20 protein-coding genes are annotated in these 24,264 nt (G+C 66.0%); 12 read left to right on the forward strand and 8 right to left on the reverse strand.

What is annotated here, in order from left to right:
• Window positions 1-92: 92 nt before the first annotated feature.
• The gene (locus JEY66_RS42705; protein ID WP_026192077.1) at window positions 93-824 is read right to left on the reverse strand and encodes a uroporphyrinogen-III synthase; all 732 of its coding nucleotides are present in this window, start codon (window positions 822-824) and stop codon (window positions 93-95) included.
• A 174-nt stretch (window positions 825-998) separates the two neighbouring features.
• On the opposite strand from JEY66_RS42705, the gene tsaD reads away from it, so the two are divergent.
• Both tsaD and JEY66_RS42715 read left to right on the forward strand, forming a co-directional pair.
• The gene (gene tsaD / locus JEY66_RS42710; RefSeq protein ID WP_018269350.1) at window positions 999-2,072 is read left to right on the forward strand and encodes a tRNA (adenosine(37)-N6)-threonylcarbamoyltransferase complex transferase subunit TsaD; all 1,074 of its coding nucleotides are present in this window, start codon (window positions 999-1,001) and stop codon (window positions 2,070-2,072) included.
• A 13-nt stretch (window positions 2,073-2,085) separates the two neighbouring features.
• Window positions 2,086-3,063 carry an NAD(P)H-dependent glycerol-3-phosphate dehydrogenase gene (locus JEY66_RS42715; RefSeq protein WP_026192076.1) on the forward strand — a complete coding sequence of 326 codons (978 nt, stop codon included), beginning with the start codon at window positions 2,086-2,088 and terminating at the stop codon, window positions 3,061-3,063.
• A 6-nt stretch (window positions 3,064-3,069) separates the two neighbouring features.
• Here the strand turns inward: JEY66_RS42715 and JEY66_RS42720 are convergent, their stop codons facing one another.
• Window positions 3,070-3,828 (reverse strand): haloacid dehalogenase type II, encoded by a 759-nt coding sequence (locus JEY66_RS42720; protein WP_016844865.1) that lies wholly within the window; start codon window positions 3,826-3,828, stop codon window positions 3,070-3,072.
• A 231-nt stretch (window positions 3,829-4,059) separates the two neighbouring features.
• Here JEY66_RS42720 and JEY66_RS42725 point away from each other — a divergent pair, with 231 nt between their 5' ends.
• Both JEY66_RS42725 and JEY66_RS42730 read left to right on the forward strand, forming a co-directional pair.
• Window positions 4,060-5,187 (forward strand): alpha/beta hydrolase, encoded by a 1,128-nt coding sequence (locus JEY66_RS42725; protein WP_016844864.1) that lies wholly within the window; start codon window positions 4,060-4,062, stop codon window positions 5,185-5,187.
• Between the two features lie 167 nt (window positions 5,188-5,354).
• Window positions 5,355-5,768 carry an EVE domain-containing protein gene (locus JEY66_RS42730; protein ID WP_016844863.1) on the forward strand — a complete coding sequence of 138 codons (414 nt, stop codon included), beginning with the start codon at window positions 5,355-5,357 and terminating at the stop codon, window positions 5,766-5,768.
• A gap of 144 nt (window positions 5,769-5,912) precedes the next feature.
• Here JEY66_RS42730 and JEY66_RS42735 read toward each other — a convergent pair whose 3' ends face one another.
• On the reverse strand, window positions 5,913-7,091 hold the full coding sequence (locus JEY66_RS42735; protein WP_016844862.1) for a DNA topoisomerase IB: 1,179 nt from the start codon (window positions 7,089-7,091) through the stop codon (window positions 5,913-5,915).
• A 767-nt stretch (window positions 7,092-7,858) separates the two neighbouring features.
• On the opposite strand from JEY66_RS42735, the gene acs reads away from it, so the two are divergent.
• Both acs and JEY66_RS42745 read left to right on the forward strand, forming a co-directional pair.
• Entirely contained in the window at window positions 7,859-9,826 is a 1,968-nt protein-coding gene (gene acs, locus JEY66_RS42740) for an acetate--CoA ligase (RefSeq protein WP_129964799.1), read from the forward strand.
• Between the two features lie 339 nt (window positions 9,827-10,165).
• Window positions 10,166-10,681, forward strand: a complete 516-nt coding sequence (locus JEY66_RS42745; protein WP_026192075.1) for a L,D-transpeptidase — start codon at window positions 10,166-10,168, stop codon at window positions 10,679-10,681.
• Between the two features lie 321 nt (window positions 10,682-11,002).
• Here JEY66_RS42745 and JEY66_RS42750 read toward each other — a convergent pair whose 3' ends face one another.
• Window positions 11,003-11,500, reverse strand: a complete 498-nt coding sequence (locus JEY66_RS42750; protein ID WP_016844859.1) for a thermonuclease family protein — start codon at window positions 11,498-11,500, stop codon at window positions 11,003-11,005.
• A gap of 154 nt (window positions 11,501-11,654) precedes the next feature.
• Window positions 11,655-11,882 (reverse strand): DUF1674 domain-containing protein, encoded by a 228-nt coding sequence (locus JEY66_RS42755; RefSeq protein ID WP_026192074.1) that lies wholly within the window; start codon window positions 11,880-11,882, stop codon window positions 11,655-11,657.
• 174 nt (window positions 11,883-12,056) lie between these two features.
• Between JEY66_RS42755 and JEY66_RS42760 the strand changes: the two genes are divergently transcribed.
• The 3 genes from JEY66_RS42760 to purH all read left to right on the forward strand — a co-directional run bounded on the left by JEY66_RS42760 (window position 12,057) and on the right by purH (window position 17,149).
• Window positions 12,057-13,403 (forward strand): RsmB/NOP family class I SAM-dependent RNA methyltransferase, encoded by a 1,347-nt coding sequence (locus tag JEY66_RS42760; protein WP_026192073.1) that lies wholly within the window; start codon window positions 12,057-12,059, stop codon window positions 13,401-13,403.
• 141 nt (window positions 13,404-13,544) lie between these two features.
• Window positions 13,545-15,296, forward strand: a complete 1,752-nt coding sequence (locus JEY66_RS42765) for a heparinase II/III family protein (RefSeq protein ID WP_038378436.1) — start codon at window positions 13,545-13,547, stop codon at window positions 15,294-15,296.
• 260 nt (window positions 15,297-15,556) lie between these two features.
• On the forward strand, window positions 15,557-17,149 hold the full coding sequence (gene purH, locus JEY66_RS42770) for a bifunctional phosphoribosylaminoimidazolecarboxamide formyltransferase/IMP cyclohydrolase (RefSeq protein WP_016844509.1): 1,593 nt from the start codon (window positions 15,557-15,559) through the stop codon (window positions 17,147-17,149).
• 44 nt (window positions 17,150-17,193) lie between these two features.
• On the opposite strand, the gene JEY66_RS42775 is transcribed toward purH, so the two are convergent.
• The gene (locus JEY66_RS42775; RefSeq protein WP_016844510.1) at window positions 17,194-18,573 is read right to left on the reverse strand and encodes an MFS transporter; all 1,380 of its coding nucleotides are present in this window, start codon (window positions 18,571-18,573) and stop codon (window positions 17,194-17,196) included.
• Window positions 18,574-18,699: 126 nt separating this feature from the next.
• Here JEY66_RS42775 and ggt point away from each other — a divergent pair, with 126 nt between their 5' ends.
• The 3 genes from ggt (at window position 18,700) to JEY66_RS42790 (ending at window position 23,134) form a co-directional block, all read left to right on the forward strand.
• On the forward strand, window positions 18,700-20,445 hold the full coding sequence (gene ggt, locus JEY66_RS42780; RefSeq protein WP_018269344.1) for a gamma-glutamyltransferase: 1,746 nt from the start codon (window positions 18,700-18,702) through the stop codon (window positions 20,443-20,445).
• 316 nt (window positions 20,446-20,761) lie between these two features.
• A complete protein-coding gene (locus JEY66_RS42785; protein ID WP_016844512.1) occupies window positions 20,762-22,060 on the forward strand; it encodes an MFS transporter in 1,299 nt (432 codons plus the stop codon).
• A 177-nt stretch (window positions 22,061-22,237) separates the two neighbouring features.
• The gene (locus tag JEY66_RS42790; protein WP_016844513.1) at window positions 22,238-23,134 is read left to right on the forward strand and encodes an SDR family oxidoreductase; all 897 of its coding nucleotides are present in this window, start codon (window positions 22,238-22,240) and stop codon (window positions 23,132-23,134) included.
• A 1-nt stretch (window position 23,135) separates the two neighbouring features.
• Here the strand turns inward: JEY66_RS42790 and JEY66_RS42795 are convergent, their stop codons facing one another.
• Both JEY66_RS42795 and JEY66_RS42800 read right to left on the reverse strand, forming a co-directional pair.
• Window positions 23,136-23,471 (reverse strand): GIY-YIG nuclease family protein, encoded by a 336-nt coding sequence (locus JEY66_RS42795; RefSeq protein WP_016844514.1) that lies wholly within the window; start codon window positions 23,469-23,471, stop codon window positions 23,136-23,138.
• 114 nt (window positions 23,472-23,585) lie between these two features.
• Window positions 23,586-24,251: a glutathione S-transferase family protein gene (locus JEY66_RS42800; RefSeq protein ID WP_018269343.1), complete on the reverse strand. Its 666-nt coding sequence runs from the start codon at window positions 24,249-24,251 to the stop codon at window positions 23,586-23,588.
• Window positions 24,252-24,264: the final 13 nt, after the last annotated feature.

Below are 24,264 nucleotides of genomic sequence, written 5' to 3' on the forward strand. Positions count from 1 at the left end.
ATACTCTACCAGAATCGGCCCAGGTTCTTAGAGCACGATCCGAATAACCGAGCATTGCCTAACATCATGGTCAAACGAAAGAATTATTCCGGTCACGGCCGCAGGGTGCGGCCGAGCGCCTCCAGCAGGGCATTTTCGTCGGGCCGCGCCGCCACCACCACCTTGGTCGCGCCGGCGTCATGAAGCACCGCGGCGACGGCCGCCGAGATGCAGCATTGCGGCAAGGCGAGCGCCGAAATCTCGATTCCGTCGGCGCGGACCGTGTCCAGGAAGGCCTGCGCGCTACGGCGGGAATAGTGCAGCACCGCGGTGATCCGGTTCGCCATGAAGGCGTCGCTGACTTCCCTCGGGAAGCCCGCCACCGGCACCATCCGGTAGGTGGTGTGGGTGACGACGCTGAGCCCGCGCTCGCCGAGCTCGCCCGCAAGATCGCGCGACAGGTCGGCGCCGGCGAGATAGAGCAGCGTCGCCGATGCGTCGAGTTCGCCGGCCTCGACCCGTGCCAGCACGAGGTCGCGCAGCGAGACTGCATCGCCCTTCGCCACGATCACCTTGTCGAAGCCCGCGGCGCGCGCCGCATCGGCGGTGTGCGCGCCGACCGCAAACAGCGGCAGCCGCAACAGCGGGCTGCCAGCGAGGTCGACCGCGCGCAGCGCATTGGCGCTGGTCAGGATGACGGCATCATAATCCGCATTGTCGTCGCCGCGGAACGGCACCGGCTCGAAGCGCAGCACCGGCGCCGACAGGGCGTCAAAGCCGCGCTGGCGCAGCGTCGCGAGGGTCGCGTCATTATCCGGATGCGGTCGTGTGACAAGGATTGTCAGGGTTTCAGGCCTCCAGCCGTATAAATTGGACGTTGGCGACCGATTGCACTTTAAGACCTCGCAATGCTACCCCGGAGCGGACATTTTGATGAGCATCATCTTGCCGGAAACCGGTTCCGGCCTGTCCGGATCATGCTCGTAGCACAAGGGCCGAAATTGGGACACGAACCGCCGATGCTGGTGCTGGGGATCGAGACCACCTGCGATGAAACCGCGGCCGCCGTGGTCGAGCGCCAGGCCGACGGGCAGGCGAAAATCCTCTCCAACGTGGTGCGCTCGCAGACCGACGAGCACGCCCGCTTCGGCGGCGTGGTGCCGGAGATCGCGGCGCGCGCCCATGTCGACCTGCTCGACGGCATCGTCGCCTCCGCGATGAAGGAGGCCGGCGTCGGCTACGGACAATTGTCGGCGGTCGCGGCAGCCGCGGGCCCCGGCCTGATCGGCGGCGTGATCGTCGGTCTCACCACCGCGAAGGCGATCGCGATGGTGCACGACACGCCCCTGATCGCGGTGAACCATCTCGAGGCGCACGCGCTGACGCCGCGGCTGACCTGCGCGCTGGCGTTTCCCTACTGCCTGTTCCTGGCCTCGGGCGGACACACCCAGATCGTCGCCGTGGTCGGCGTCGGTGAATATGTGCGGCTCGGCACCACGGTCGACGACGCGATGGGCGAGGCGTTCGACAAGGTGGCGAAGATGCTGTCGCTGCCCTATCCCGGCGGACCGGAGGTCGAGCGCGCGGCGGCCGGCGGCGACCCGACGCGGTTTGCCTTTCCCCGCCCGATGCTCGGCCGCCCCGATGCCAATTTCTCGCTCTCGGGACTGAAGACGGCGGTGCGCAATGCAGCCAGCCGGCTGGAGCCGCTCGAGCCGCAGGACGTCAGCGATCTCTGCGCGAGCTTCCAGGCCGCGGTGCTGGAATCGACCGCGGACCGCTTGAGCGTCGGCCTAAAGCTGTTTCAGGAGCGGTTCGGCACGCCGCGCGCGCTGGTCGCGGCCGGGGGCGTCGCCGCCAACCATGCCATCCGGAGCGCGCTGCAGGAGGTTGCGGCGAAGGCGCAGACCACGCTGATCATCCCGCCGCCGGCGCTCTGCACCGACAATGGCGCGATGATCGCCTGGGCCGGCGCCGAACGGATGGCGCTTGGCCTCACCGACACGATGGAGGCGCCGCCGCGCGCGCGCTGGCTGCTCGACGCCAACGCCAAGGCGCCGGCCGGCTACGCCAACAGCCGCGCTGCGTATTGAACTGAGGGTTCCGATGCCCGCGCATATGTCAGTCAGCGTGATCGGAGCCGGCGCCTGGGGCACGGCATTGGCCGATGTCGCGGCGCGCGCCGGGCGCAAGGTGACGCTGTATGCGCGCAACGCCGAGCATGCCGCGCAAATCCAGGCGACGCGGGTCAATCCGCGGCTGGCTGGTGTCCAGCTTCATCCCGGCATCGCTGTGACGTCGGACATCGCCGCCGCCGCACGCGCCGACATCATCCTGGCCGTGACCCCGGCGCAGCATTTGCGCGCGGCGGTCGGGCATCTTGCGCCGCATCTCAAACCCGACACGCCTGTCGTCGCCTGCGCCAAGGGCATCGAGCACGGCACGCACAAATTCATGACCGAGGTGATCGCGGAAGCCGCGCCGCGCGCCGTGCCCGCGATCCTGTCGGGGCCGAGCTTTGCCGACGACGTCGCGCGCGGACTGCCGACCGCGGTCACGCTGGCCACCAGGGACGAAGCGCTCGCACGCGCGCTGGTCCAGGCGCTCGGCTCGGCGACCTTCCGGCCCTATCACACCACCGACGTGCGCGGCGTCGAGATCGGCGGCGCGGCCAAGAACGTGCTGGCGATCGCCGCCGGCATCGTGGTCGGCAAGAATCTCGGCGCCTCCGCGCTCGCCGCGCTGACCACGCGCGGCTTCAGCGAGCTCGCAAGATTGGGCCGCGCCTGCGGCGCCCGCACCGAAACCCTCTCAGGCCTGTCGGGATTGGGCGATCTGCTGCTCAGCTGCTCGACCGCGCAATCGCGCAACTTCGCGCTCGGGCTCGCGCTCGGACGCGGCGAAGCCGCACCGGTCGGCAAGCTTGCCGAAGGCGCGTTCACCGCACCGGTGCTGTGCGAGCTCGCCGCCGCGCAGAAGGTCGACATGCCGGTGTCAAACGCGGTCGCCGCGATCCTGGGCGACCGGCTGACCGTCGACGCCGCGATCGAAGGCCTGCTGACACGGCCGTTCAAGGCCGAGTAACGCATGTCACGCGGTCACGAAGGCGACGAGATCGTTCAATCCGGATCCCGTTCCGTCGGGCACAACGCCAAGCTCCTCGACGATCGCATGGCTGCGATTGACCCAGAAGGTTGGGTAGCCGAACCACTTCGCTCCAGCCACATCCCAGCCCGCGAACGCCGCAAAGACGATCTCCTCTTTGCGCAGCCCGAACGCGTCGACACCCATCCGGTAGGCGCGGGCGTCGGGCTTGAAGGCCTGGACCCTGTCGGTCGAGAGGTGAGCCTCGAACAGCCCCTCAAGCCCGGAGTTTCTGATGACGGCATCGAGCATCGGTGCGGTGAGATTGGACAGGAACGCCATGCGGACGCCTGCGTCACAAAGCTGCCGCAGCGCGGGCTCCGCGTCAGGCCACGCCTTGAGCTCCAGATACGTCTGCATCAGACGCTCGCGTTGCTCCGATGACAATTCGATCTTCATTGCTCTGGCTGCGAAGATCAGCGCGTCCTCGGTGACGCGCCAGAAATCGGTGTAGCGGCCGCCAAGGGTCCTGAGCCAGCCATACTCGAACTGCCGAATGCGCCAGGAGGCGCTCAACTCGGCACCCTTGCCTGGAAACATCTCTTCCACCCGCGCGAACACCGGACGCGAATCGATGATCGGGAAGCCGTCGAAGGCGATCGCCTTGAATGACGAGCGCGCCGCGGCGCGCGCCTGGTCCGACAGCACCGCTACGGTAACCGAAGCTGCGGTCAGAGCCGTGAAGGACCGGCGATTCAGAAGCATGTGATGATCTCCTGTAGGCGAGCCACCACCGATGTCACGAAGAAGCGCTTCGGCACAATCGCCGGATTGCGGCAGAGACCATTCCGGAATTCACAGCAATCGAAGTCGGAATAACGGCCCCGCATCGGGGTGGCAGGCCGCCCTTCACGTCCTGAAGACGCTGTACTAGCGTGGCGGCGAACCGTCGGATCCCGGTCGAACCATCGAAAGGCGGATCCCAAGGGAAAACCCATGCGTCAACCGCAACGCGCCATCGTTTCGCTCAGCCTCCTCTCGATCAGCCTTGCACTCGCCGTCGCCACCTCTTGCGCCACCGCCCGCGCCCAGACCGCAGCCTCATATGACGAACTCGCCAAGCGCGAGGCTGCGGCGAACGCCGAAGATGGCAAGCGGGTCGCGCCGCTCAAATCGATCGGCAATCCAACCGCCGACGTGTCTGCCGAGATGCAGGCAATGATCGGCGCGCCCTATCCGCCGCATTTCAATGCCGACCCCAAAACCCCGGCGGAATGGAAGGAGTTGATCGATCGCCGCGCCAAGCTTCTGATCGCGGGTATTCCGGCGCTGAAGGCGAAGCTCGGCGTCAAGGTCGAGGAAACCAGGCTTGCCGGCGTGCACTGCTACATCGTGACCCCGAACAAGATCGCGCTCGAGAACCGGCGACGCCTGCTGATCCACGTCCATGGCGGTGGTTACGTGTTCGGTCCCGGCGAAGCCGCGTTGCCGGAAGCCATCATGATGGCGGGCTTTGGCGGCTACAAGGTGATCTCGGTCGACTACCGGATGCCGCCGGACTTCCCCTATCCGGCCGCGATGGACGACGCGATGGCGGTCTGGAAGGAAGTTCTGAAATCGCACGAACACCGCCGGCTGGCGATCTTCGGCACCTCGACCGGCGGCGCGATGACGCTCGCGATGGTGCTGCGGGCCAGGGACGAGAAGCTGCCGCTGCCCGCCGCCATCGCGCCGGGCACGCCATGGTCCGATATCGACAAGATCGGCGACAGCTACGCGAGCAATGAGTGGGTCGACAATGTGCTGGTGACCTGGGATGGCTGGCTCGGCCGCGCCGCGAAGCTTTATGCAAACGGCACCAGCCTGAAAAATCCCTACATTTCGCCGATCTATGGTGACTTCAAGGGCTTCCCGCCGACCATCCTGACATCGGGCACGCGCGATCTGTTCCTCAGCAACACGGTTCGCACACATCGCAAATTGCGCCGCGCCGGCGTGATCGCCGATCTCAATGTCTATGAGGGGCAGTCGCACGCCCAATACCAGTTCAACGTCGACGCGCCCGAGACGAAGGAGGCGTTCACCGACATCGCCAGGTTCTTCGATCGATATTTGAAACAGTAGGTGCTGCGCTTCTTGATTTGACGCGTTTTCTTCACGCGAACCGGCATCCATCCCGCATCAAGTGCGGGACAGGCTTCGCTTGAAAACGCTTTGGATCGGGTGCCCGTGCTTGTCGCGGGCATCCGCGTCGCTGTAGATTGCAGCGCAATCGAACGGGGTGAGTTGCGATGAATTACTGGCTGGTGAAATCCGAACCGTCGGTCTGGTCCTGGGACCATCAGGTCGCCAAGGGCGCGAAGGGCGAAGCCTGGACCGGCGTGCGCAACTTCACGGCACGGCAGAATCTCGTCAACATGAAGAAGGGCGACAAGGCGTTCTTCTATCATTCCAACGAGGGCAAGGAGATCGTCGGCATCGCCGAGATCATCAACGAAGCCTATCCCGACCCGACCGACAAGACCGGCAAGTTCGTCTGCGTTGACATCAAGGCCGACAAGCCGCTGAAGACGCCGGTGACGATGGCGGCGATCAAGGCGGACAAGAAGCTCGCCGACATGGCGCTGGTGAAATATTCGCGGCTTTCGGTGCAGCCGGTGACCGCGGAAGAATGGAAGATGGTCTGCAAGATGGGTGGGCTGTAGCGGCTGTCGTCCCGGCGAAGGCCGGGACCCATAACCACCGCTGCGCATGATTGGCGCGCGCTGTGGCCACAGCTCGTCTCAACAACCAGCATTTGGGGTAATGGGTCCCGGCCTTCGCCGGGACGACGATGGAGGATGCGGAGCTTACGCCCCCGCCGCCATCACCACCTGCGCCAGCAATTGCTCGCGCTTGGACTGGGTGCGGTAGCCTCCCATCGTCGCGGCGAAGCGTTCGAGGATGCCGTCCTCGAAGGCGGTGACGATGGTGTCGTGGACATAGCTCTTGCGGCAGATCGCCGGCGTGTTGGACAGCTGGTCGGCGGCGGCGCGGATCGCGTCCAGCACCTGGCGCTTGCGGCCGCGCTGGCTGGTGGCCGGCGTGATCCGCGACAGCGATTCCACGACGACCGCCGACGCCATCAGGGTGCGGAAATCCTTCAGCGAGATCTTGATGCCGGCGATCTCGCGCAGGAACGCGTTCACCGCCGTGGTCGAGGCGGCCCGCACCACGCCGGAGCGGTCGTAATACTGAAACATGCGCTTGCCCGGGACGCCGCGCAGGATGCCGATCGCACGCACCAGCTTGGCCGCATCGCATTCCTTGCGCACGGCCTTGCCGCCCTTGGCCTTGAAGGTCAGCACCAGGGAGTCGTCCTCCAGCGTGACGTTGGACTTCAACAGCGTGGTGGCGCCGCGGGTGCCGTTGAGGCGCGCATAGGATTCGTTGCCGGGCCGGATCGCGGTGCGCGCGATCAGCTCGATCACCGCCGACAGCGCGAACTCGCGCGTCGGCTCGTCTCCGGACAGAAACGCCGAGACCTTGCGCCGGATCTTCGGCAGCGCGGCCACCAGCTTGGCCAGGCGATGCGCCTTGCGCTGCTCGCGAACCTTCTCCCAGTCGGCGTGATAGCGATATTGCAGCCGGCCCGCAGCATCGCGGCCGACCGCCTGCAGATGCGAGCTCGGATCGCTGGAATAGCGCACCTGGCGATAGGCCGGCGGAACCGCCATCGCGTGCAGCCGGCGGATGGTGCGCGCATCGCGGACCCGCGAGCCATTGGCACGGACGAATGAATAGGTCTTGCCGCGCTTGATGCGGCGGATGGTCAGCTCGTTCTGGTCGCCGAGCCGCAGGCCCAGATCGCGCGCCAGCTCTTCAACCGTTGTTCTGATGGCGGCGGGGGCGTCGAGCTTGAGTGTTGACGGCGATCGCAGCTTTGCGCGTGGCGTCTGCTTTGGCCACTGGCCCAGTGCCTTTGCCAAGGCGACAGCGGGATCGGCGGAAACGGGCCGCACAGCCGCGATATTCTGCTGATCCATCATACTCGCAAGACGCCTTGTTCCGCTGTTCTCCCGGTAATGCCGTTGCTTCGGGCTTCGTTCCGGTGGGCCGTCTGGCCTCGGAAACGCGATTTAGGGCGTCGGCGCCGACATTGCGAGTCGCGAATCAGTTATTGACGGTGCCAAATTACCTTTCATGGGTGCCATTCGCCCGCTAACGTTGATTTTGGGCTGCCCGGGATCGGATAAAATGACGCGAGCGCGGTGCCGGAAACCGGCGTTTGAACGCCGCCCTCGGTCCACCGCGGTCCCCAGGTCGGGTCAGCAACCCTGCCCTTTCGCGCGCTGCTCCCGCCGGGGCGCGGCTCGAGTTCGGCAGCCACGGGCCGGTCCAACCGCTGGCCGCAACCGAGGACTACGCGGTCACGAACGTATTGACGCAGCTCTCGCCGCAGCGTCCGAAATTCATTCATTTGTGCCTGAAGCCCTCCATCAAAATCGGCGTCAGCGTATCGTCATTGCGCGCGACACTGCCGCGGTGGCGGCGAACGGCGCAGAGGACCACACCACTACGACCAAGAGACCAGTGACCCCGAGCAAGCGATGGCGCATAGGTTTCTCTCGTCGACGCGTTGCGGTAAGCCGTCTTGTCAAAAGCGGAAGCCGGCGGACAACCGACGGCTTCGACGCGACGAAAGTGACAGTCCTTTTTCCTTGCCGGGCCGGAATGCGGCAACGCATAATCGCGGCAATGATCAAGACGGCTTGCCGCCGCGTTGTTTGCGATCGGCAATGAGCGGAGGAAAATGATGTCCGAGAAGATCTATGACGTGTCGGCCGACTGGGCCAAGCGCGCCTATATCGATGACGCCAAATATCGCGAGATGTACGCGCACTCGGTCAAGGACCCCAACGGCTTCTGGGGCGAGCACGGCAAGCGGATCGACTGGATCAAGCCCTACACCAAGGTCGAGAATGTCTCCTTCGCGCCCGGCAACATCTCGATCAAATGGTTCGAGGATGGCGTGCTGAACGTCGCCTGGAACTGCATCGACCGCCATCTCGAGAAGCGCGGCGACCAGACCGCGATCATCTGGGAGGGCGACGATCCCTCCGAATCCAGGCACATCACCTACCGCCAGCTGCACGACGAAGTCTGCAAGATGGCCAACATCCTGCGCACGCGGAACGTCAAGAGGGGCGACCGCGTCACGATCTATCTGCCGATGATTCCGGAAGCGGCCTACGCCATGCTGGCCTGCGCGCGGATCGGCGCGATTCATTCGGTGGTGTTCGGCGGTTTCTCGCCGGACAGCCTCGCGCAACGCATCGAGGATTGCGACTCGAAGGTGGTGATCACCGCCGACGAGGGCCTGCGCGGCGGCAGGAAGGTGCCGCTGAAGGCCAATGTCGATGCCGCCATCGCCAAGATCGACTCTAAGGATTCCGGCGGCGTCGACTGGGTCGTGGTGGTGAAGCGCACCGGCGGCAAGATCGACATGAACCCGACCCGCGACCTCTGGTATCACGAGGCCGCCGAGATGGTGACGACGGAATGCCCGGTCGAGCACATGCACGCGGAAGACCCGCTGTTCATCCTCTACACCTCGGGCTCGACCGGCACGCCGAAGGGCGTGCTGCACACCTCGGCCGGCTATCTCGTGTTTGCGTCGATGACGCATCAATACGTGTTCGATTATCACGACGGCGACATCTACTGGTGCACCGCCGACGTCGGCTGGGTCACCGGCCACAGCTACATTCTCTACGGGCCGCTCTGTAACGGCGCGACCACGCTGATGTTCGAGGGCGTGCCGAACTACCCGGACAACTCCCGCTTCTGGAACGTGGTCGACAAGCACAAGGTCAACATCTTCTACACCGCGCCGACCGCGATCCGCGCCCTGATGCAGGGCGGCGACGAGCCGGTGAAGAAGACCTCGCGCAAATCGCTGCGCCTGCTCGGCTCGGTCGGCGAGCCGATCAATCCGGAAGCCTGGGAGTGGTATTACCGCGTGGTCGGCGACGACCGCTGCCCGATCGTCGACACCTGGTGGCAGACCGAGACCGGCGGCATCCTGATCACGCCGCTGCCCGGCGCGACCAAGCTGAAGCCCGGTTCGGCGACACGGCCGTTCTTCGGTGTGGTGCCTGAGATCGTCGATGCCGACGGCAAGACGCTGGACGGCGAGACCTCGGGCAATCTCTGCCTGACCAAATCATGGCCGGGCCAGATGCGCACGGTCTATGGCGACCATGCGCGGTTCGAGCAGACCTATTTCTCGACCTACAAGAACAAGTATTTCACCGGCGACGGCTGCCGGCGCGATGCCGACGGCTATTACTGGATCACCGGCCGCGTCGACGACGTCATCAACGTCTCCGGCCATCGCATGGGCACCGCCGAGGTCGAGAGCTCGCTGGTGGCGCATGAGGCGGTGTCGGAAGCCGCCGTGGTCGGCTATCCGCACGACATCAAGGGCCAGGGCATCTACGCCTATGTCACGCTGATGAAGGGCACCGAGCCGACCGAAGCCCTGCGCAAGGAACTGGTCGCCTGGGTCCGCAAGGACATCGGCCCGATCGCCTCGCCGGACCTGATCCAGTTCGCGCCCGGCCTGCCGAAGACGCGCTCCGGCAAGATCATGCGCCGCATCCTGCGCAAGATCGCCGAGGACGAACCGTCGAGCCTCGGCGACACCTCGACCCTGGCCGATCCGGCCGTGGTCGACGACCTCGTGCAGAACCGCCAGAACAAGAAGGGCGCGCCGGCGTAGGAAAAGCAGCAGCAAAATCAGAAAACCGAGGAAGGGCCGCGCGCGATCACCGCCGCGGCCCTTTCCTTTTCCCGCAACGGGCCGCTTCACGGGATTGTCAGAGGCATGGCGCGATTGAGGCGTGTTTGTGGCCAAGTGTTGTTTTCAGGTCATTTACTTTAATCCGAACTTTTCCTTTTCTCCGCGCCATCAGGACGTGTCTCGCGGCCGGTGTGAAACCACCCGGTTAACACACGCAGTTAATGTTGCGTGCGTGAGACCGGCAGGCCCGGTTTTTCAAGGGCTCTGCATCTTCGTTTTTGGCTTCCTCGCGGGAGCTGTTGGGAAGTGGAGAGGTTGATGTCGATGAAGTTTGCGGTGGCGCTGGCTGCCACCCTTGGTGCCGTTGTTGTGATGTCGCAGACGGCCGAAGCGCGGCCGGAAATGGTCGGAATCCACGCCGATAATTACGAGCCGGGCACCATCGTGGTGAAGACCAACGAACGGCGGCTCTATCTCATTCTCGATTCCGGCCACGCGATGCGTTACCCGGTCGGCGTCGGCAAGTCCGGCAAGCAGTGGGCCGGCACCACGAAGATCGACGGCAAATATCGCAACCCGGCCTGGTCGCCGCCCGCCGAGGTCAAGCGCGACAAGCCGAGCATTCCGAACGTGATCGCCGGCGGCTCGCCGCACAACCCGATGGGCGTCGCGGCGATGACGCTGGCCGGCGGCGAATATGCGATCCACGGCACCAACGTGCCGGGCTCGGTCGGCGGCTTCGTCTCCTACGGCTGCATCCGCATGCTCAACACCGACATCACTGACCTCTATTCGCGCGTCGAGATCGGCACGACGGTCGTCGTCACCCGCTGATCAGGCAGAACGCTTCGCCGATAGAAAAGCCGCGCAACTGCGCGGCTTTTTGTTTGCGGAAGCTGCCGGATGTGATCGCTGGTGCCCGAAGCATGAGGAGATCAAGTTAAGCTGGATCGGCATCGGCGGTTCACCTCTCCCATGGGAGAGGTCGATTTGCGCAGCAAATCGGGTGAGGGGTTACGGTCTATCGAGAGAGCAAGAGCCCTCACCCGGATTGCACTGGACGATGCTTCGCATCGCCAGGCGCATCCGACCTCTCCCCGACGGGGAGAGGTGAATCGAAACCGCGGCAAGCCGATTCAACCAATCTCATCTCGCCTAGCGGGCGAAATATCCGCACCAGCCGAACCGGTGCCCGCCATTGTAGGCCCGGGCATGGCCGGCGGCGAGCAGCGCGCCCGAGACGTTGTCGGTCTTCCTGGTTGCGACGTCGGCGACGACGCGGCCCTGATATTTGTCTGGACCGACATTGTAGATCGCGACTTCGCCCTGGCCGAGCAGGTCGCGCAGCGCCACCGTCGCCGCTTGCGCCATTTGCAGTTCGCGCGCGCAGGATGCCTTCAGCTCCGGCGCGTCGATGCCGCGCAGCCGGACACGCGTGTACAGATCCGGGCCCGGCGAGAAATGCACCCGCGCCTCGAACGTGTCGCCGTCGATCGTCCTGATCACATCAACGTTGTGCCTGATGTCGGGCGCGCCGGCCCGCTGCCAGATGACGTCGGCGTCGCGAGACCTGCTCAACGACCAATGCGGCGGCAGATGCACCCATTGCCGGATCGGCAGCGTGCTGCCGATGGCAATGCCGAGAACGAACACCCATGGCAGCGCCGCCGAGACGCGTCGGCCCCAAGGCGACCTTCGTGAAGGAGGCCTGCGGAAGGGCGGACGTTCCGTCCCACGATAAGCATTTATTCTTTCGTATGGGGACATATTCCCAGACTGGCCTGAGTCGAGCCGTCAGGCAAGACTCTCAGAAGTCCGAGGCGATGCCCTTGGTCTCCCAATCGCCGTAACGCGTCGGTTCCGGTCCCTTCGGACCCTGGAACTCCTTCGGCCGCGCGGCCGCGTTCTGCGCGGCGGCCTCCTCGGCAGCCTTGCGCCGCGCCGCGGCCTCGGCGAGCGCGCGCTGCGCGGCCGGCGTCAGCGGCTTGCGCAGAGCGGCCTCCGGCAGCGACGACGATGGCGATTTATCAGACATGGCAAAACCTTCCGCCGCGGATTTCGTATCTCTGTGCTGGCTCAGTGACGACATCACGATCGCAAAATCCCGCAAGCCGATTCTTACATTTGGCATATTCGCATGCCAGAGGTGGTCTCGAGTTGATGGGCATGAGCCGAATGTAACTCAGCACCTTCGAGATATCTCCGCTTCATGCCTCCTTCAAGATTTGCAGTACCTGCCGAAGTCCCCGGCCTCGCGGCCCGCCGTATCGCGGCCGACATCCTCGATGGCGTGCTGCACAAGCACCGCACGCTCGACGACCAGCTCGACGGCGCCGGCGCGCATCCCGGCCTGAAATCGCTCGCCGATCGCGACCGCGCGCTGATGCGCCGGCTGGTGTCGACCATTCTGCGCAAGCTCGGCACGCTGGGCCACCTGCTGTCGCGCCTGCTCGACCGCGGCGTCCCGACCGATGCGCCGCGCGCGCAGAGCGCGCTTCTGATCGGTGCGGCACAGATTCTCTGGATGGACGTGCCTGACCATGCCGCGGTCGATCTCTCGGTGCGGCTGGTGCAATCCGACCGGCGCGCCGCGAAATATGCCGGGCTCGTCAACGCCGTGCTGCGCCGCTGCGCGCGCGAGGGCCAGGGCCTGATCGACGAGATCAGCACGCAAACGCTGGACCTGCCGCCATGGATGCTGGCGCGCTGGAACGCGCATTACGGCGAAGCCACCGCGCGCGAGATGGCGCTTGCGCTCGGACACGAGCCGTCGCTCGATCTCACGGTGAAGTCTGACGCGCCGCAATGGGCGAGCCGCCTGCACGGCGAGATACTGCCGACGGGAACCGTGCGCACGCTGCTGCAGGGTTCCGTCACGATGCTGCCCGGCTTTGCCGAAGGCCAATGGTGGGTACAGGACGCCGCCGCGGCGCTGCCGGTGCGGCTGTTCGGCGACATCAAGGACAAGGCGGTCGCGGATCTCTGCGCCGCGCCCGGCGGCAAGACCGCCCAGCTCGCGCTGGCCGGCGCACACGTCACCGCGGTCGACCGCTCGCCGGCGCGCGTGGCGCGGCTGCGCGACAATCTCACGCGTCTGGCCTTGCAGGCCGAGACCGTCGTTGCCGACGCCGCCGAATGGCCCGCCGAGGCCGCAAGCTTCGACGGTATCCTGGTCGATGCGCCCTGCAGCTCGACGGGAACCATCCGCCGCCATCCCGACGTCGCCTGGCTGCGGCAGGAAGCCGACATCGCCGCGCTGTCGGCGCTGCAGAAGCGGCTGCTGCAAAAGGCTACCAATCTGCTGAAGCCCGGCGGCACGCTGGTCTACTGCACCTGCTCGCTGGAGCCGGAGGAAGGCGAGCACGCGATCGCCGCGCTGCTGGCGAGCGAATCAGGCCTGCGCCGTGCGCCGGTCGAGAAGAGCGAGGTCGCCGGCCTCGACGACATCATCACCGCCGACGGCGATCTGCGCACTTTGCCGAGCCATTTGCCCAACGCCGACCCGCGGCTGGGTGGGCTGGATGGCTTTTACGCGGCCCGGCTGGTTAAATCCTGATTTTAAACTTCAGTCCTCTAAGCTCGAAGTGATTCGTGCGGTATCAAGAGGGTGTCTGGGCAGGTTTCTTGGCAGGTGTCTTGGCCGCGTTTCCGGATTAAATAAGGATTCGTTGAAAATTCCCTCCCCGCAAGGTTAGGCGTGTCGGTCGCTCAAAGCAGACGCATCTCGACGCTGATTGCTGGCCGCTTTGCCCGCAGCATGCTTGCACGCGCCAGCGGGAGCACGGTTGCGCTGTCGCGGCTCTGGCCCGGCCGCACCGACCGGCTGATCATCGCCCCGCACGATCTGCGGACCGCCGACGCCACCCGCGCGGCCGAGATCTATGCTGGACGATTCGTTTTCGCCGGCAAGATCGTCACCTGCCACGGCCGCTCGATCTTCGATCTCGAGCCGCCGTCGGAGGATTGGGAAGCCGCCCTGCTCGGCTTCGGCTGGCTGCGCCATCTGCGCGCCGCCGACACCGCGCTGACCCGCGCCAACGCCCGCTCGCTGGTCGACGACTGGATCTCCAACCAGGCCCGCAAGCGGCCGCTGGAGCGCCGCGCCGATGTGCGCGCGCGGCGGGTGATCTCGCTGTTGTCGCAGGCGCCGCTCGTGCTCGGCGACACCGACGGAAAGTTCTACCGCAAATATCTGCGTGGGCTGGCGCGCGAGATCCGTTATCTGCGCCACGCGACGCTCGACAATGACGGCGTTCCCCGCCTGCAGGTGCTGATCGCGCTGTGCTACGCCTCGCTCTGTCTCGCCAACCAGGCGCGCAACATCAAATCGGCGACGCGCAGGCTGTCCGACGAATTGCAGCGCCAGATCCTGCCCGATGGCGGCCACATCTCGCGCAATCCCGGCGCGCTGGTCGAGCTGCTCAGCGATCTCCTGCCGCTGCGGCAGACCTTTGCCGCGCGGAATATCGCGCCGCCGCCGGCGCTGCTCAACGCCATCGACCGCATGATGCCGATGCTGCGCTTCTTCCGGCACGGCGACGGCAGCTTCGCGCTGTTCAACGGCATGAGCACCGCGCCGTCCGATCTCGTCGCGACGCTGCTCGCCTATGACGACACCCGCGGCGTGCCGATGGCGAGCATGCCGCATACCGGCTTTCAGCGGCTCGATGCCGGCAACACCGCGTTGATCATCGACACCGGCCCGCCGCCGCCGGCAAGCGTCAGCCAGGACGCGCATGCCGGCTGCCTGTCGTTCGAGCTCTCCTCCGGGGTGAGCCGCATCGTCGTCAATTGCGGCATGCCGAGCACCGGCCGCGACAATTGGCGGCCGTTCGCGCGCTCCACCGCGGCGCATTCGACGCTGACCTATCGCGATACGTCGTCATGCCAGTTCGTCGAGCTGTCGGCGATGAAGCGGCTGCTCCGCGGCGCGCCGATCACCAGCGGGCCCAGCAATGTCGAGAGCTACCGCGAAGCCGTTCCCGACGGCGACGTGCTCACCGCCTCGCATGACGGCTACCTCTCGCGCTTCGGCGTGATCCACCGCCGCGTGCTGATGGTCGCGCAGGACGGCACGCGGCTGGAGGGCGAGGATTCGCTGTCGCCGGCGCCGGGCGGCCGCATCAAGGGCAGCGAGGCCGATTTCGCGCTGCGTTTCCATTTGCACCCTTCGGTGAAGGCGAGCCGGCTGTCGGATGCCCGCGGCGTGATGCTGGTGCTGCCCAACCGCGACGTCTGGACCTTCGAGGCGATGGACGACAAGGTCGATCTCGAGGACAGCGTGTTCCTGGCCGGCAATGACGGCCCGCGCCGCACCTCCCAGATCGTGATCCGCCAGGACGCGAGGCAGGCCGGCACCATCCGCTGGAGTTTCGTGCGCTCCTCGACCTCGGCCTCCGCCACCACCGCGCGCCGCAACGCCCGCCGCGAGCCGGAACTGCCGCTGTAGGGCGACTGAAGGACCCCGCCCCGTCATCCTGAGGAGCCGCGAAGCGGCGTCTCGAAGGATGCACGGCCCGGCTGGTGGCCGTCGACCCTTCGAGACGCGCTGCGCGCTCCTCCAGCGACAAAGGCGAAGCCTTTGCGCGGGGGTGACGGGGAACGAATACCGGACCACCCTCAATTTGCGGGGAATCAGGCGCATGTACCGGTTTCGTGCCGCACAAAACCATGCTACCCGGCTGCCTTAACAGCCAGGGATTTTCCGATATGACCGAGCAGCTTCGCCGCGTGACCCGCGCTCTGTTGTCCGTTTCCGACAAGACCGGACTGATCGACTTCGCCAAGGCGCTGGCCGACCAAGGCGTCGAGCTGGTCTCGACCGGCGGCACCGCCAAGGCGATCGCGGCGGCCGGGCTGAAGGTCAGGGACGTCTCCGAGCTCACCGGCTTCCCCGAGATGATGGATGGCCGGGTCAAGACGCTGCACCCGAAGGTCCATGGCGGCCTGCTCGCGATCCGCGACAACAAGGAACACGCCGCGGCGATGGCCTCGCACGGCATCGCGCCGATCGACCTTCTGGTCGTCAACCTCTATCCGTTCGAGGCCACCGTCGACAAAGGCGCCGGCTTCGAGGAGTGCATCGAGAACATCGACATCGGCGGCCCCGCGATGATCCGCGCCGCGGCCAAGAACCATGACGACGTCGCCGTGGTGGTCGAGGCGAACGACTATTCCGCCGTGCTCGACGAGCTCGCCGCACACAAGGGCGCGACCTCGCTTCAGTTGCGCCGGCGGCTCGCCGCCAAGGCCTATGCGCGCACCGCGGCCTATGACGCCGCGATCTCGAACTGGTTCGCCGTGCAGCTCGACACCAAGGCGCCGGATTTCCGCGCCTTCGGCGGCAAGCTGATCCAGTCGTTGCGCTATGGCGAGAACCCGCACCAGACCGCGGCGTTCTATGCCACGCCGGAGAAGCGGCCGGGCGTTGCGACCGCGCGCCAGCTGCAGGGCAAGGAACTGTCCTACAACAACATCAACGACACCGACGCGGCCTATGAATGCGTCGGCGAGTTCGATCCGCAGCGCACCGCGGCCTGCGTGATCGTCAAGCACGCCAATCCTTGCGGCGTCGCCGAGGGCCCCGATCTCGCGACCGCCTATGCCCGCGCGCTGGCCTGCGACTCCACCTCGGCCTATGGCGGCATCATCGCGGTCAACCGCACGCTCGATGCGGACGCGGCGCGCGCCATCATCGGCATCTTCACCGAAGTGATCATCGCGCCCGATGCGACCGAGGAGGCGATCTCGATCATCGCCGGCCGGCGCAATCTGCGCCTGCTGCTCGCCGGCGGCCTGCCGAACGCGCGTGCGACAGGCCTCACCGCCAAGACCGTCGCCGGCGGCCTCTTGGTGCAGAGCCGCGACAATGCGGTGGTCGAGGACATGAACCTGAAGGTCGCGACCAAGCGCGCGCCGACCGACGCCGAGCTGCGCGATCTCAAATTCGCGTTCCGCGTCGCCAAGCACGTCAAGTCGAACACCATCATCTACGCCAAGGATCTCGCCACCGTCGGCATCGGCGCCGGCCAGATGAGCCGGGTGGATTCCGCACGCATCGCCGCGCGCAAGGCGCTGGACGCGGCGGCCGAGCTGAAGCTCGCCGAGCCGCTGACCAAGGGTTCGGTGGTCGCCTCCGACGCCTTCTTCCCGTTCGCCGACGGCATGCTGGCCTGCATCGAAGCCGGCGCCACCGCGGTGATCCAGCCCGGCGGCTCGATGCGCGACGACGAGGTGATCAAGGCCGCCGACGAACACGGCATCGCCATGGTGTTCACGGGCGTGCGGCATTTCAGGCATTGATCCATCCGTTGTCGTCCCGGCGAAGGCCGGGACGACGGCGGTGGTTACTCCCGCACCTTTGCCAATAGCGCCAGTCCCGCCACGAAGAACGCCACCAGCACCGCCATGCCGGCCTTCTGGCTCGCGGTCGCCGCGGTGATCGCGCCGATCAGGAGCGGGCCGATGAACGACGTCACCTTGCCGGTGAGCGCGAACAAGCCAAAATACTGCGCGATGCGGTCCTTCGGCGCGAGGCGGATGAGGAGCGAGCGCGAGGCGGCCTGCAGCGGCGCGCCGGTGGCGCCGATCAGGCAGCCCAGCACGATGTAGGCGCGCTCGGCGGCGCCCGCGAACAACGCACCGCCAGGCACCGGCGGCGCGACCGGGATGAACAGGATGGAATCCTTGTTCACGGTGAGGATCACGACGATCGCAAACAGCAGGATCACGAGGCTGCCGGTGATCACGCGCTTCGGTCCGAATGCATCATCGAGCTTGCCGCCGATCCAGCCGCCGAACGTGCCGGCGACCGCGAGGATGATGCCGAAGGTGCCGATCCGGATCGTGTCCCAGCCGAACGTGCCGGCGGCATAGATGCCGCCGAACGCAAACAGCGAGACCAGCCCGTCGGTGTAGATCATGTTCGCGAGCAGAAACCGCGCCAGCGACTTCTGCCTCGGCAGGCTCGACAACGATTCCCTGAGCTCGCGCAAACCTTCGCCGAGCGCTTCGCGCAGCGGGCGCTTCGCCGGATAGTCCGGCGTGAACAGGAACATCGGCGTCACGAAGATGATGAACCAGAGCCCGGTCAGCGGCCCGGTGATGCGGTCGCCTTCATGCATGACCGGATCGAGACCGAACAGCGGCGTGAAGCCGAACAGCGTGCGGCCGGTCTCGGCATTGGCGGCGAGGAATCCAAGCACCAGCACGAGACTCAGGATGCCCCCGACATAACCGGTGGCCCAGCCGGTGCCCGAGAGCCGCCCGATCCGGTCGGGCGGCACCAGGGTCGGCATCATCGCATTGTTGAAGACGGTCGCGAACTCGACGCCGACGCTTGCGATCGCATAGGCGAGCAGCAGCATAGGGATGATGTCGGGATTGCCGGGCTTGCCGATCCACATCGCGCTCGAGCCGATCACGAGCAGCGCGCCGAAGCCGGCAATCCATGGCTTGCGCCTGCCGCTGGCATCGGCGATTGCCCCGAGCACCGGCGACAGCAGCGCGATCGCAAGTCCGGCAGCCGCGGTGGCAAACCCCCACAGCGCCTGGCCGCTGGCGGCATCAGGCGCGACAAAGCTCGCGAAATAAGGCGCGAACACGAAGGTCGTGATCAGCGTGAAATAAGGCTGCGCGGCCCAGTCGAAGAAGATCCAGCTGATGACGGCGGCGCGGCCCGGATAATCCTTGGTGGTGGCCTTCGCGTCACCGGCGCCCGTCTGCATTGTTGCCGTCATCGCGAAAGATATTCCCCAACTCGAACCACAGGCAGGCTTTTGCCGTTCCAATCCGCTCCCATATAGCATGAGCCGGTTTGACCGATACGGCGATGAACAGGGCAGGACATTTCGATGGCGCTGACGGCAACGATGTCGCGACGGCTGTTTGCCGCTCTCCTGGTGATTGGTATCGCGACGCCTGCCCTCGGCCAGGTCCAGCGCCGCTTCTATGAACCGTCAGCCGCGGACACGATTCGCAGCATTCGCGCCGAAAACGGCATGGTGGTGGCGCAGGAGAAGCTGGCTGCGCAAATTGGCGCCGACATCCTGCGACAGGGCGGCAATGCGGTCGACGCCGCGGTCGCCACCGGCTTTGCGATGGCCGTGACCTATCCGCGCGCCGGCAATATCGGCGGCGGCGGCTTCATGGTGGTCCATCTTGCCGGACGCAATGAGGATGTCGCGATCGACTATCGCGAGACCGCGCCGCAGGCTGCGACCCGCGACATGTTCCTGAACGCCGACGGCAAGCCCGATCCCGACAAGTCGCGCAACTCCGCGCTTGCGATCGGCGTGCCCGGCACGGTCGCGGGCCTTTCGCTGGCGCTGGAGAAATATGGCTCCGGCAAGTTCACGCTGGCGCAGATCCTCAAGCCCGCGATCGACCTCGCGCGCGACGGCTTCATCCTCACCGACGACACATCGGACACGCTGAACGACATGTATCGCCGCATGTCGCGCTGGCCGAATTCGGCCAGGACGTTCTCGCACGCCGATGGTACGCCGCTGCGCGAGGGCGACCGCCTGATCCAGGGCGATCTCGCCGGCGTACTGACTGATATTGCCGAACAAGGCCCGCGCGGCTTCTACCAGGGCGCCGTCGCCGAGAAGCTCGTCAGCGGCATCAGGAATGCCGGCGGCATCTTCACCCTCGAGGATCTGAAATCCTACCAGCCGGTGATCCGCACGCCGATCCGCGGCAGCTATCGCGGCTACGACATCGTCTCGATGCCGCAGCCCTCCTCCGGCGGCGTCGTGCTGCTTGAGATTCTCAACATCCTCGAAGGCTTTCCGATGTCCGACATGAGGCAGGGCTCGGCCGCCTCGCTGCATGTGATGATCGAGGCGATGAAGCGGGCCTATGCCGATCGCGCGCGCTATCTCGGCGATCCCGCCTTCGTCGACGCGCCGACGCAATTGCTGATCGACAAGGACTATGCCGCCAAGCAGCGCGCCACCATCGATCTTGCCCGCGCCACGCCATGGACCGATGTGCGCAACGCGAAGCAACCGCGCGAGGGCGACAACACAACGCATTATTCGGTCGTCGACGCCGGCGGCAACGCCGTCAGCAACACCTACACGCTGAACTTCCCCTACGGCGTCGGCCTCGTCGCCGACGGCACAGGCGTGCTGCTGAACAACGAGCTCGACGATTTCACCGCCGCGCCCGGCGCCTCCAATGCCTTCGGCCTGGTCGGCTTCGAGGCCAATCTGCCGGGACCCGGCAAGCGACCGCTGTCGTCGATGTCGCCGACCATCGTGCTGAAGGACGGCAAGCCAGTGCTGGTGACGGGCTCGCCCGGCGGCAGCCGCATCATCTCCGCGGTGACGCAGATCATCGTCGACGTGATCGACTACAAGATGGACGTTGCGGCCGCGGTCGCCGCGCCCCGCATGCACCATCAATGGCTGCCCGACGAGGTCCGGATCGAGCGCGGCTTTCCCGACGCGGTGCTGGGCGATCTGCGCGCCAAGGGCCACAAACTGGTCGAGCCGCTCGGCTACTCCTCCGCGAACTCGATCCTCGTCACGACCAACGGTCTGCTCGGCGCACCGGATCCGCGCACGCGCGGCTCGGAGGCTGCGGGATACTAACGTGATCGGATCGGGTTGAGCTGGAGCGGCATCGGAGGTTCACCTCTCCGTTGGGAGAGGTCGATTTGCGTAGCAAATCGGGTGAGGGGTTACGGTCTATCGAGAAAGCAAAAGCCCTCACCCGGATTGCTTCGCAATCCGACCTCTCCCCGTCGGGGAGAGGTGAACCAAAACCGCCGTGAGCCGATTCAGCCAAATCTCATCCCGCTCTAAACGCGGCTTTGCCCGGCCTGCGACATCGCGATAGATTGGCGGTCCGCGCACCTCCGGCCGCGGATCGCAAACAGCCGGTGAACGATTTCTCCGGGGAACGCGCATGAGCACGGCCGAAACCAAATCGATGGAAGTTGCAGAGATCGAGGACACCAGCCTCCTCGCCTTCTATCGCGACATGAACCTGCAGGAGCGGCGCACGTTCTGGGCCTGCGCGTCGGGCTGGACGCTCGACGGCATGGATTTCATGATCTATCCGCTGGTGATCGGCACCATCATCACGCTCTGGAAGGTCGACCCCGGCACCGCGGGTCTCGCGGGCACCGTGACATTGCTGGCCTCCGCCGTGGGCGGCTGGCTCGGCGGCTATCTGTCCGACCGCATCGGGCGGGTTAAGACGCTGCAGCTCACCATCATCTGGTTCTCATTCTTCTCGCTGGTCTGCGCAGTGGTGCAGAATTTCGATCAGCTTCTGGTCGCCCGCGCACTGCTCGGCCTCGGCTTCGGCGGCGAATGGGCGGCCGGCGCCGTGCTGATCGGCGAGGCGATCCGGCCGCAATATCGCGGACGCGCGGTCGGCTCGGTGCAGTCGGGCTGGGCGGTCGGCTGGGGCCTCGCGGTGCTGGCGCAGGCGATCCTGTTCTCGGTGCTGCCGGCGGAGAACGCCTGGCGCTGGATGTTCGTGATCGGCGCGCTGCCGGCGCTGCTGGTGTTCTATCTGCGCCGCTATGTCACCGAGCCGGAAATCTCCGCCGCGACCATGGCGCAGGCGCAGGCCTCCGGCAGCGGACCCGCCGCGTTGTGGGAGATCTTCCACGGACCGATCCTGAAGACCACGCTGCTGGCGTCGCTGGTCGGCACCGGCATGCAGGGCGGCTACTACGCCATCACCTTCTGGGTGCCGCGCTTCCTCACCACCGAGCGCAAGCTGTCGGTGGTCGGCTCGACCGGCTATCTCGCGACGCTGATCATCGGCTCGTTCATCGGCTATCTGGTCGGTGCCTGGCTCGCCGACCGGATCGGCCGGCGCAATCTGTTCCTGATCTTCTCGATCGGCGCGATCGCGGTGGTGCTGCTCTACACCCAATTGCCGCTGTCCAACGAGGTGCTGTGGGTGCTGGGCTTTCCGCTCGGCTTCTTTGCCTCGGGCTATTTCTCCGGCATGGGCGCGTTCCTGACCGAACTGTATCCGACCCGGCTGCGTGGCTCCGGCCAGGGCTTCTGCTACAATTTCGGCCGCGGCATCGGCGCGCTGTTCCCGTTCCTGGTCGGCGCGCTGTCGACCACGACCACGCTCGCCAACGCGATCGCGATCTTCGCGGTGGCGGCCTATGGCGTGTTCTTCCTCGCCGCCTACGCGCTGCCGGAAACGCGCGGGCGTGTGCTGCATGCGGATGGATAGGACGTGAGGTAGGGCTGTGGCTGCGCCGCTTGCTCGGTCGTCCCCTCCCCCCTTGCGGGGGAGGGCTAGGGAGAGGGGTAGCCGCGAAGGCGGTGTGTGTGGCTTACCCCTCTCCCCAACCCTCCCCCGCAAGGGGGGAGGGAGCCTGATAGTGTGCGTCCCTAACAGGAGGCTGCCATGACATCGCTCAAGGGCAAGACGCTGTTCATCTCGGGCGCGAGCCGCGGCATCGGGCTGGCGATCGCGCTGCGCGCCGCGCGTGACGGCGCCAATGTCGCGATCGCGGCGAAGACCGCCGAGCCGCATCCGAAGCTGAAGGGCACGATCTACACCGCCGCCGACGAGGTCCGCGCCGCCGGCGGCAAGGCGCTGCCGGTGCTCTGCGACATCAGGGACGAGGCGCAGGTGATGGCGGCGATCGAGCAGACCGTCGCCGAGTTCGGCGGCATCGACGTCTGCGTCAACAATGCCAGCGCCATCAGCCTGACCAATTCGCAGGCAACCGACATGAAGCGGTTCGACCTGATGATGGGAATCAACACCCGCGGCACCTTCATGGTGTCGAAATACTGCATCCCGCACCTGAAGAAGGCGGAGAACCCGCACATCCTGATGCTGTCGCCGCCGCTCGACATGAAGACGAAATGGTTCGAGCACTCGACCGCCTACACGATGGCGAAGTTCGGCATGAGCATGTGCGTGCTCGGGCTGGCGGGCGAATTGAAATCGGCCGGAGTTGCCGTCAACGCGCTGTGGCCGCGCACCACGATCGCGACCGCGGCGGTCGGCAACCTGCTCGGCGGCGACGCCATGATGCGCGCGAGCCGCACGCCCGAGATCATGGGCGATGCGGCCTACGCGATCATCACCCGGCCGTCGCGCGAATTCACCGGGCATTTCTGCATCGACGACAAGGTGCTCTATGCCAATGGCGTACGCGACTTCGAGCGCTACCGCGTCGATCCCTCGGTGGCGTTGATGTCGGACTTCTTCGTGCCCGACGACGACGTGCCGCCGCCCGGCGTCACCGTGCAGCCGCTGCCGTCGGTCGGCGGCGCCCAGACGTCTCGCTAGGCTAGACCACAGACGCGTTCAGCTCTGCGCGCCAATGCTGCACGCGCTCCTTCAGCAGCGTGTCGCGCACATAGCCGAGCTCCTCGTCCTCGATCCGCTCCAATGTTTCGAGCGAGAGATGATCCGCGCCGTGGGCCGTCCAGGCGCGCTGCAGCTGCGCGTTGCGATGGCTGCCCATCCGCAGCGTGAACCAGATGCGGTTCTCGATCTTGTCGAGATCGAGCGCCTGCCCCACCCAGACCTCGCCGGTCGCGCGGCAGCGAATCGCGAACACGCCGGCAACGCTCGCGCGTTTCTTGTAGTCGGCGATGGCTTGCTTGCGGTCCTCGGTCTTCATGGCAGCTCCGATGTTCCAGGCACGCTATTTATACCCGGGCATTATTGACAAGGCAATATTACCCGGATAAAAAATAGCGGCATCGAAACCCGAGCCGCTGTTATGACCGCGAACTCACCGGCCGACCTGGTACGGCCCGCCCTTCTCCAGTGCCCGCGCATAGGCCGGGCGGGCGTGGATGCGCTCAAGGAACGCGACACATTTGGGATGGCCGTCCTCGAGCCCACCGCGCGCCGCGGCAGCCTCGAGCGGAAAGCTCATCTGGATGTCGGCGCCGGAAAACGCGCTGCCGGCGAACCATTCGCTCTTGCCGAGCTCGCCTTCCCAATAGGCCATGTGCTGCTTGAGCTGCGGATTGACCAGCGTCGACAGCGCCGTGTTGGACACCTTGCGCACCAGGGGCCGCAGCAGCGCCGGCGCGCGCTTCGGCATCAGCGTGAACAGGAGCTTCAGCAGCAGCGGCGTCATCGCCGAACCCTCGGCGTAGTGCAGCCAGTAGGTGTAGCGCAGCCGCTCCGGCGTATCGGCCGGCGGGATCAGGCGCCCGTTGCCGTAGGTCGCGATGATGTATTCGAGGATCGCGCCGGATTCCGCGATCGTGTGGCCGTTGTCGGTGACGACGGGCGACTTGCCGAGCGGATGGATCGCGCGCAGCTCCTTCGGCGCCCGCATGTCGGGCTGCCGCTGATAGCGCACGATCTCGTAAGGCACACCCAATTCCTCGAGCAGCCACAGCACGCGCTGCGAGCGGGAATTGTTGAGGTGATGAACCGTCAGCATGGGCGTCCTCTGG

The organism is Bradyrhizobium elkanii USDA 76 (assembly GCF_023278185.1).
In the GTDB taxonomy this organism is placed as follows: Bacteria; Pseudomonadota; Alphaproteobacteria; order Rhizobiales; family Xanthobacteraceae; genus Bradyrhizobium; species Bradyrhizobium elkanii.

What these genes read in the sequence shown, in the direction of transcription:
- JEY66_RS42735 (WP_016844862.1), bottom strand. Translation starts at nt 7,091, where the DNA reads ATGATGGATCAGCAGAATATCGCGGCTGTGCGGCCCGTTTCCGCCGAT.
- JEY66_RS42785 (WP_016844512.1), top strand. Translation starts at nt 20,762, where the DNA reads ATGAGCACGGCCGAAACCAAATCGATGGAAGTTGCAGAGATCGAGGAC.
- JEY66_RS42760 (WP_026192073.1), top strand. Translation starts at nt 12,057, where the DNA reads ATGCCTCCTTCAAGATTTGCAGTACCTGCCGAAGTCCCCGGCCTCGCG.
- acs (WP_129964799.1), top strand. Translation starts at nt 7,859, where the DNA reads ATGTCCGAGAAGATCTATGACGTGTCGGCCGACTGGGCCAAGCGCGCC.
- tsaD (WP_018269350.1), top strand. Translation starts at nt 999, where the DNA reads ATGCTGGTGCTGGGGATCGAGACCACCTGCGATGAAACCGCGGCCGCC.
- JEY66_RS42775 (WP_016844510.1), bottom strand. Translation starts at nt 18,573, where the DNA reads ATGCAGACGGGCGCCGGTGACGCGAAGGCCACCACCAAGGATTATCCG.
- JEY66_RS42800 (WP_018269343.1), bottom strand. Translation starts at nt 24,251, where the DNA reads ATGCTGACGGTTCATCACCTCAACAATTCCCGCTCGCAGCGCGTGCTG.
- JEY66_RS42795 (WP_016844514.1), bottom strand. Translation starts at nt 23,471, where the DNA reads ATGAAGACCGAGGACCGCAAGCAAGCCATCGCCGACTACAAGAAACGC.
- purH (WP_016844509.1), top strand. Translation starts at nt 15,557, where the DNA reads ATGACCGAGCAGCTTCGCCGCGTGACCCGCGCTCTGTTGTCCGTTTCC.
- JEY66_RS42720 (WP_016844865.1), bottom strand. Translation starts at nt 3,828, where the DNA reads ATGCTTCTGAATCGCCGGTCCTTCACGGCTCTGACCGCAGCTTCGGTT.
- JEY66_RS42755 (WP_026192074.1), bottom strand. Translation starts at nt 11,882, where the DNA reads ATGTCTGATAAATCGCCATCGTCGTCGCTGCCGGAGGCCGCTCTGCGC.
- JEY66_RS42790 (WP_016844513.1), top strand. Translation starts at nt 22,238, where the DNA reads ATGACATCGCTCAAGGGCAAGACGCTGTTCATCTCGGGCGCGAGCCGC.
- JEY66_RS42715 (WP_026192076.1), top strand. Translation starts at nt 2,086, where the DNA reads ATGCCCGCGCATATGTCAGTCAGCGTGATCGGAGCCGGCGCCTGGGGC.
- JEY66_RS42745 (WP_026192075.1), top strand. Translation starts at nt 10,166, where the DNA reads ATGTCGATGAAGTTTGCGGTGGCGCTGGCTGCCACCCTTGGTGCCGTT.
- ggt (WP_018269344.1), top strand. Translation starts at nt 18,700, where the DNA reads ATGGCGCTGACGGCAACGATGTCGCGACGGCTGTTTGCCGCTCTCCTG.
- JEY66_RS42730 (WP_016844863.1), top strand. Translation starts at nt 5,355, where the DNA reads ATGAATTACTGGCTGGTGAAATCCGAACCGTCGGTCTGGTCCTGGGAC.
- JEY66_RS42725 (WP_016844864.1), top strand. Translation starts at nt 4,060, where the DNA reads ATGCGTCAACCGCAACGCGCCATCGTTTCGCTCAGCCTCCTCTCGATC.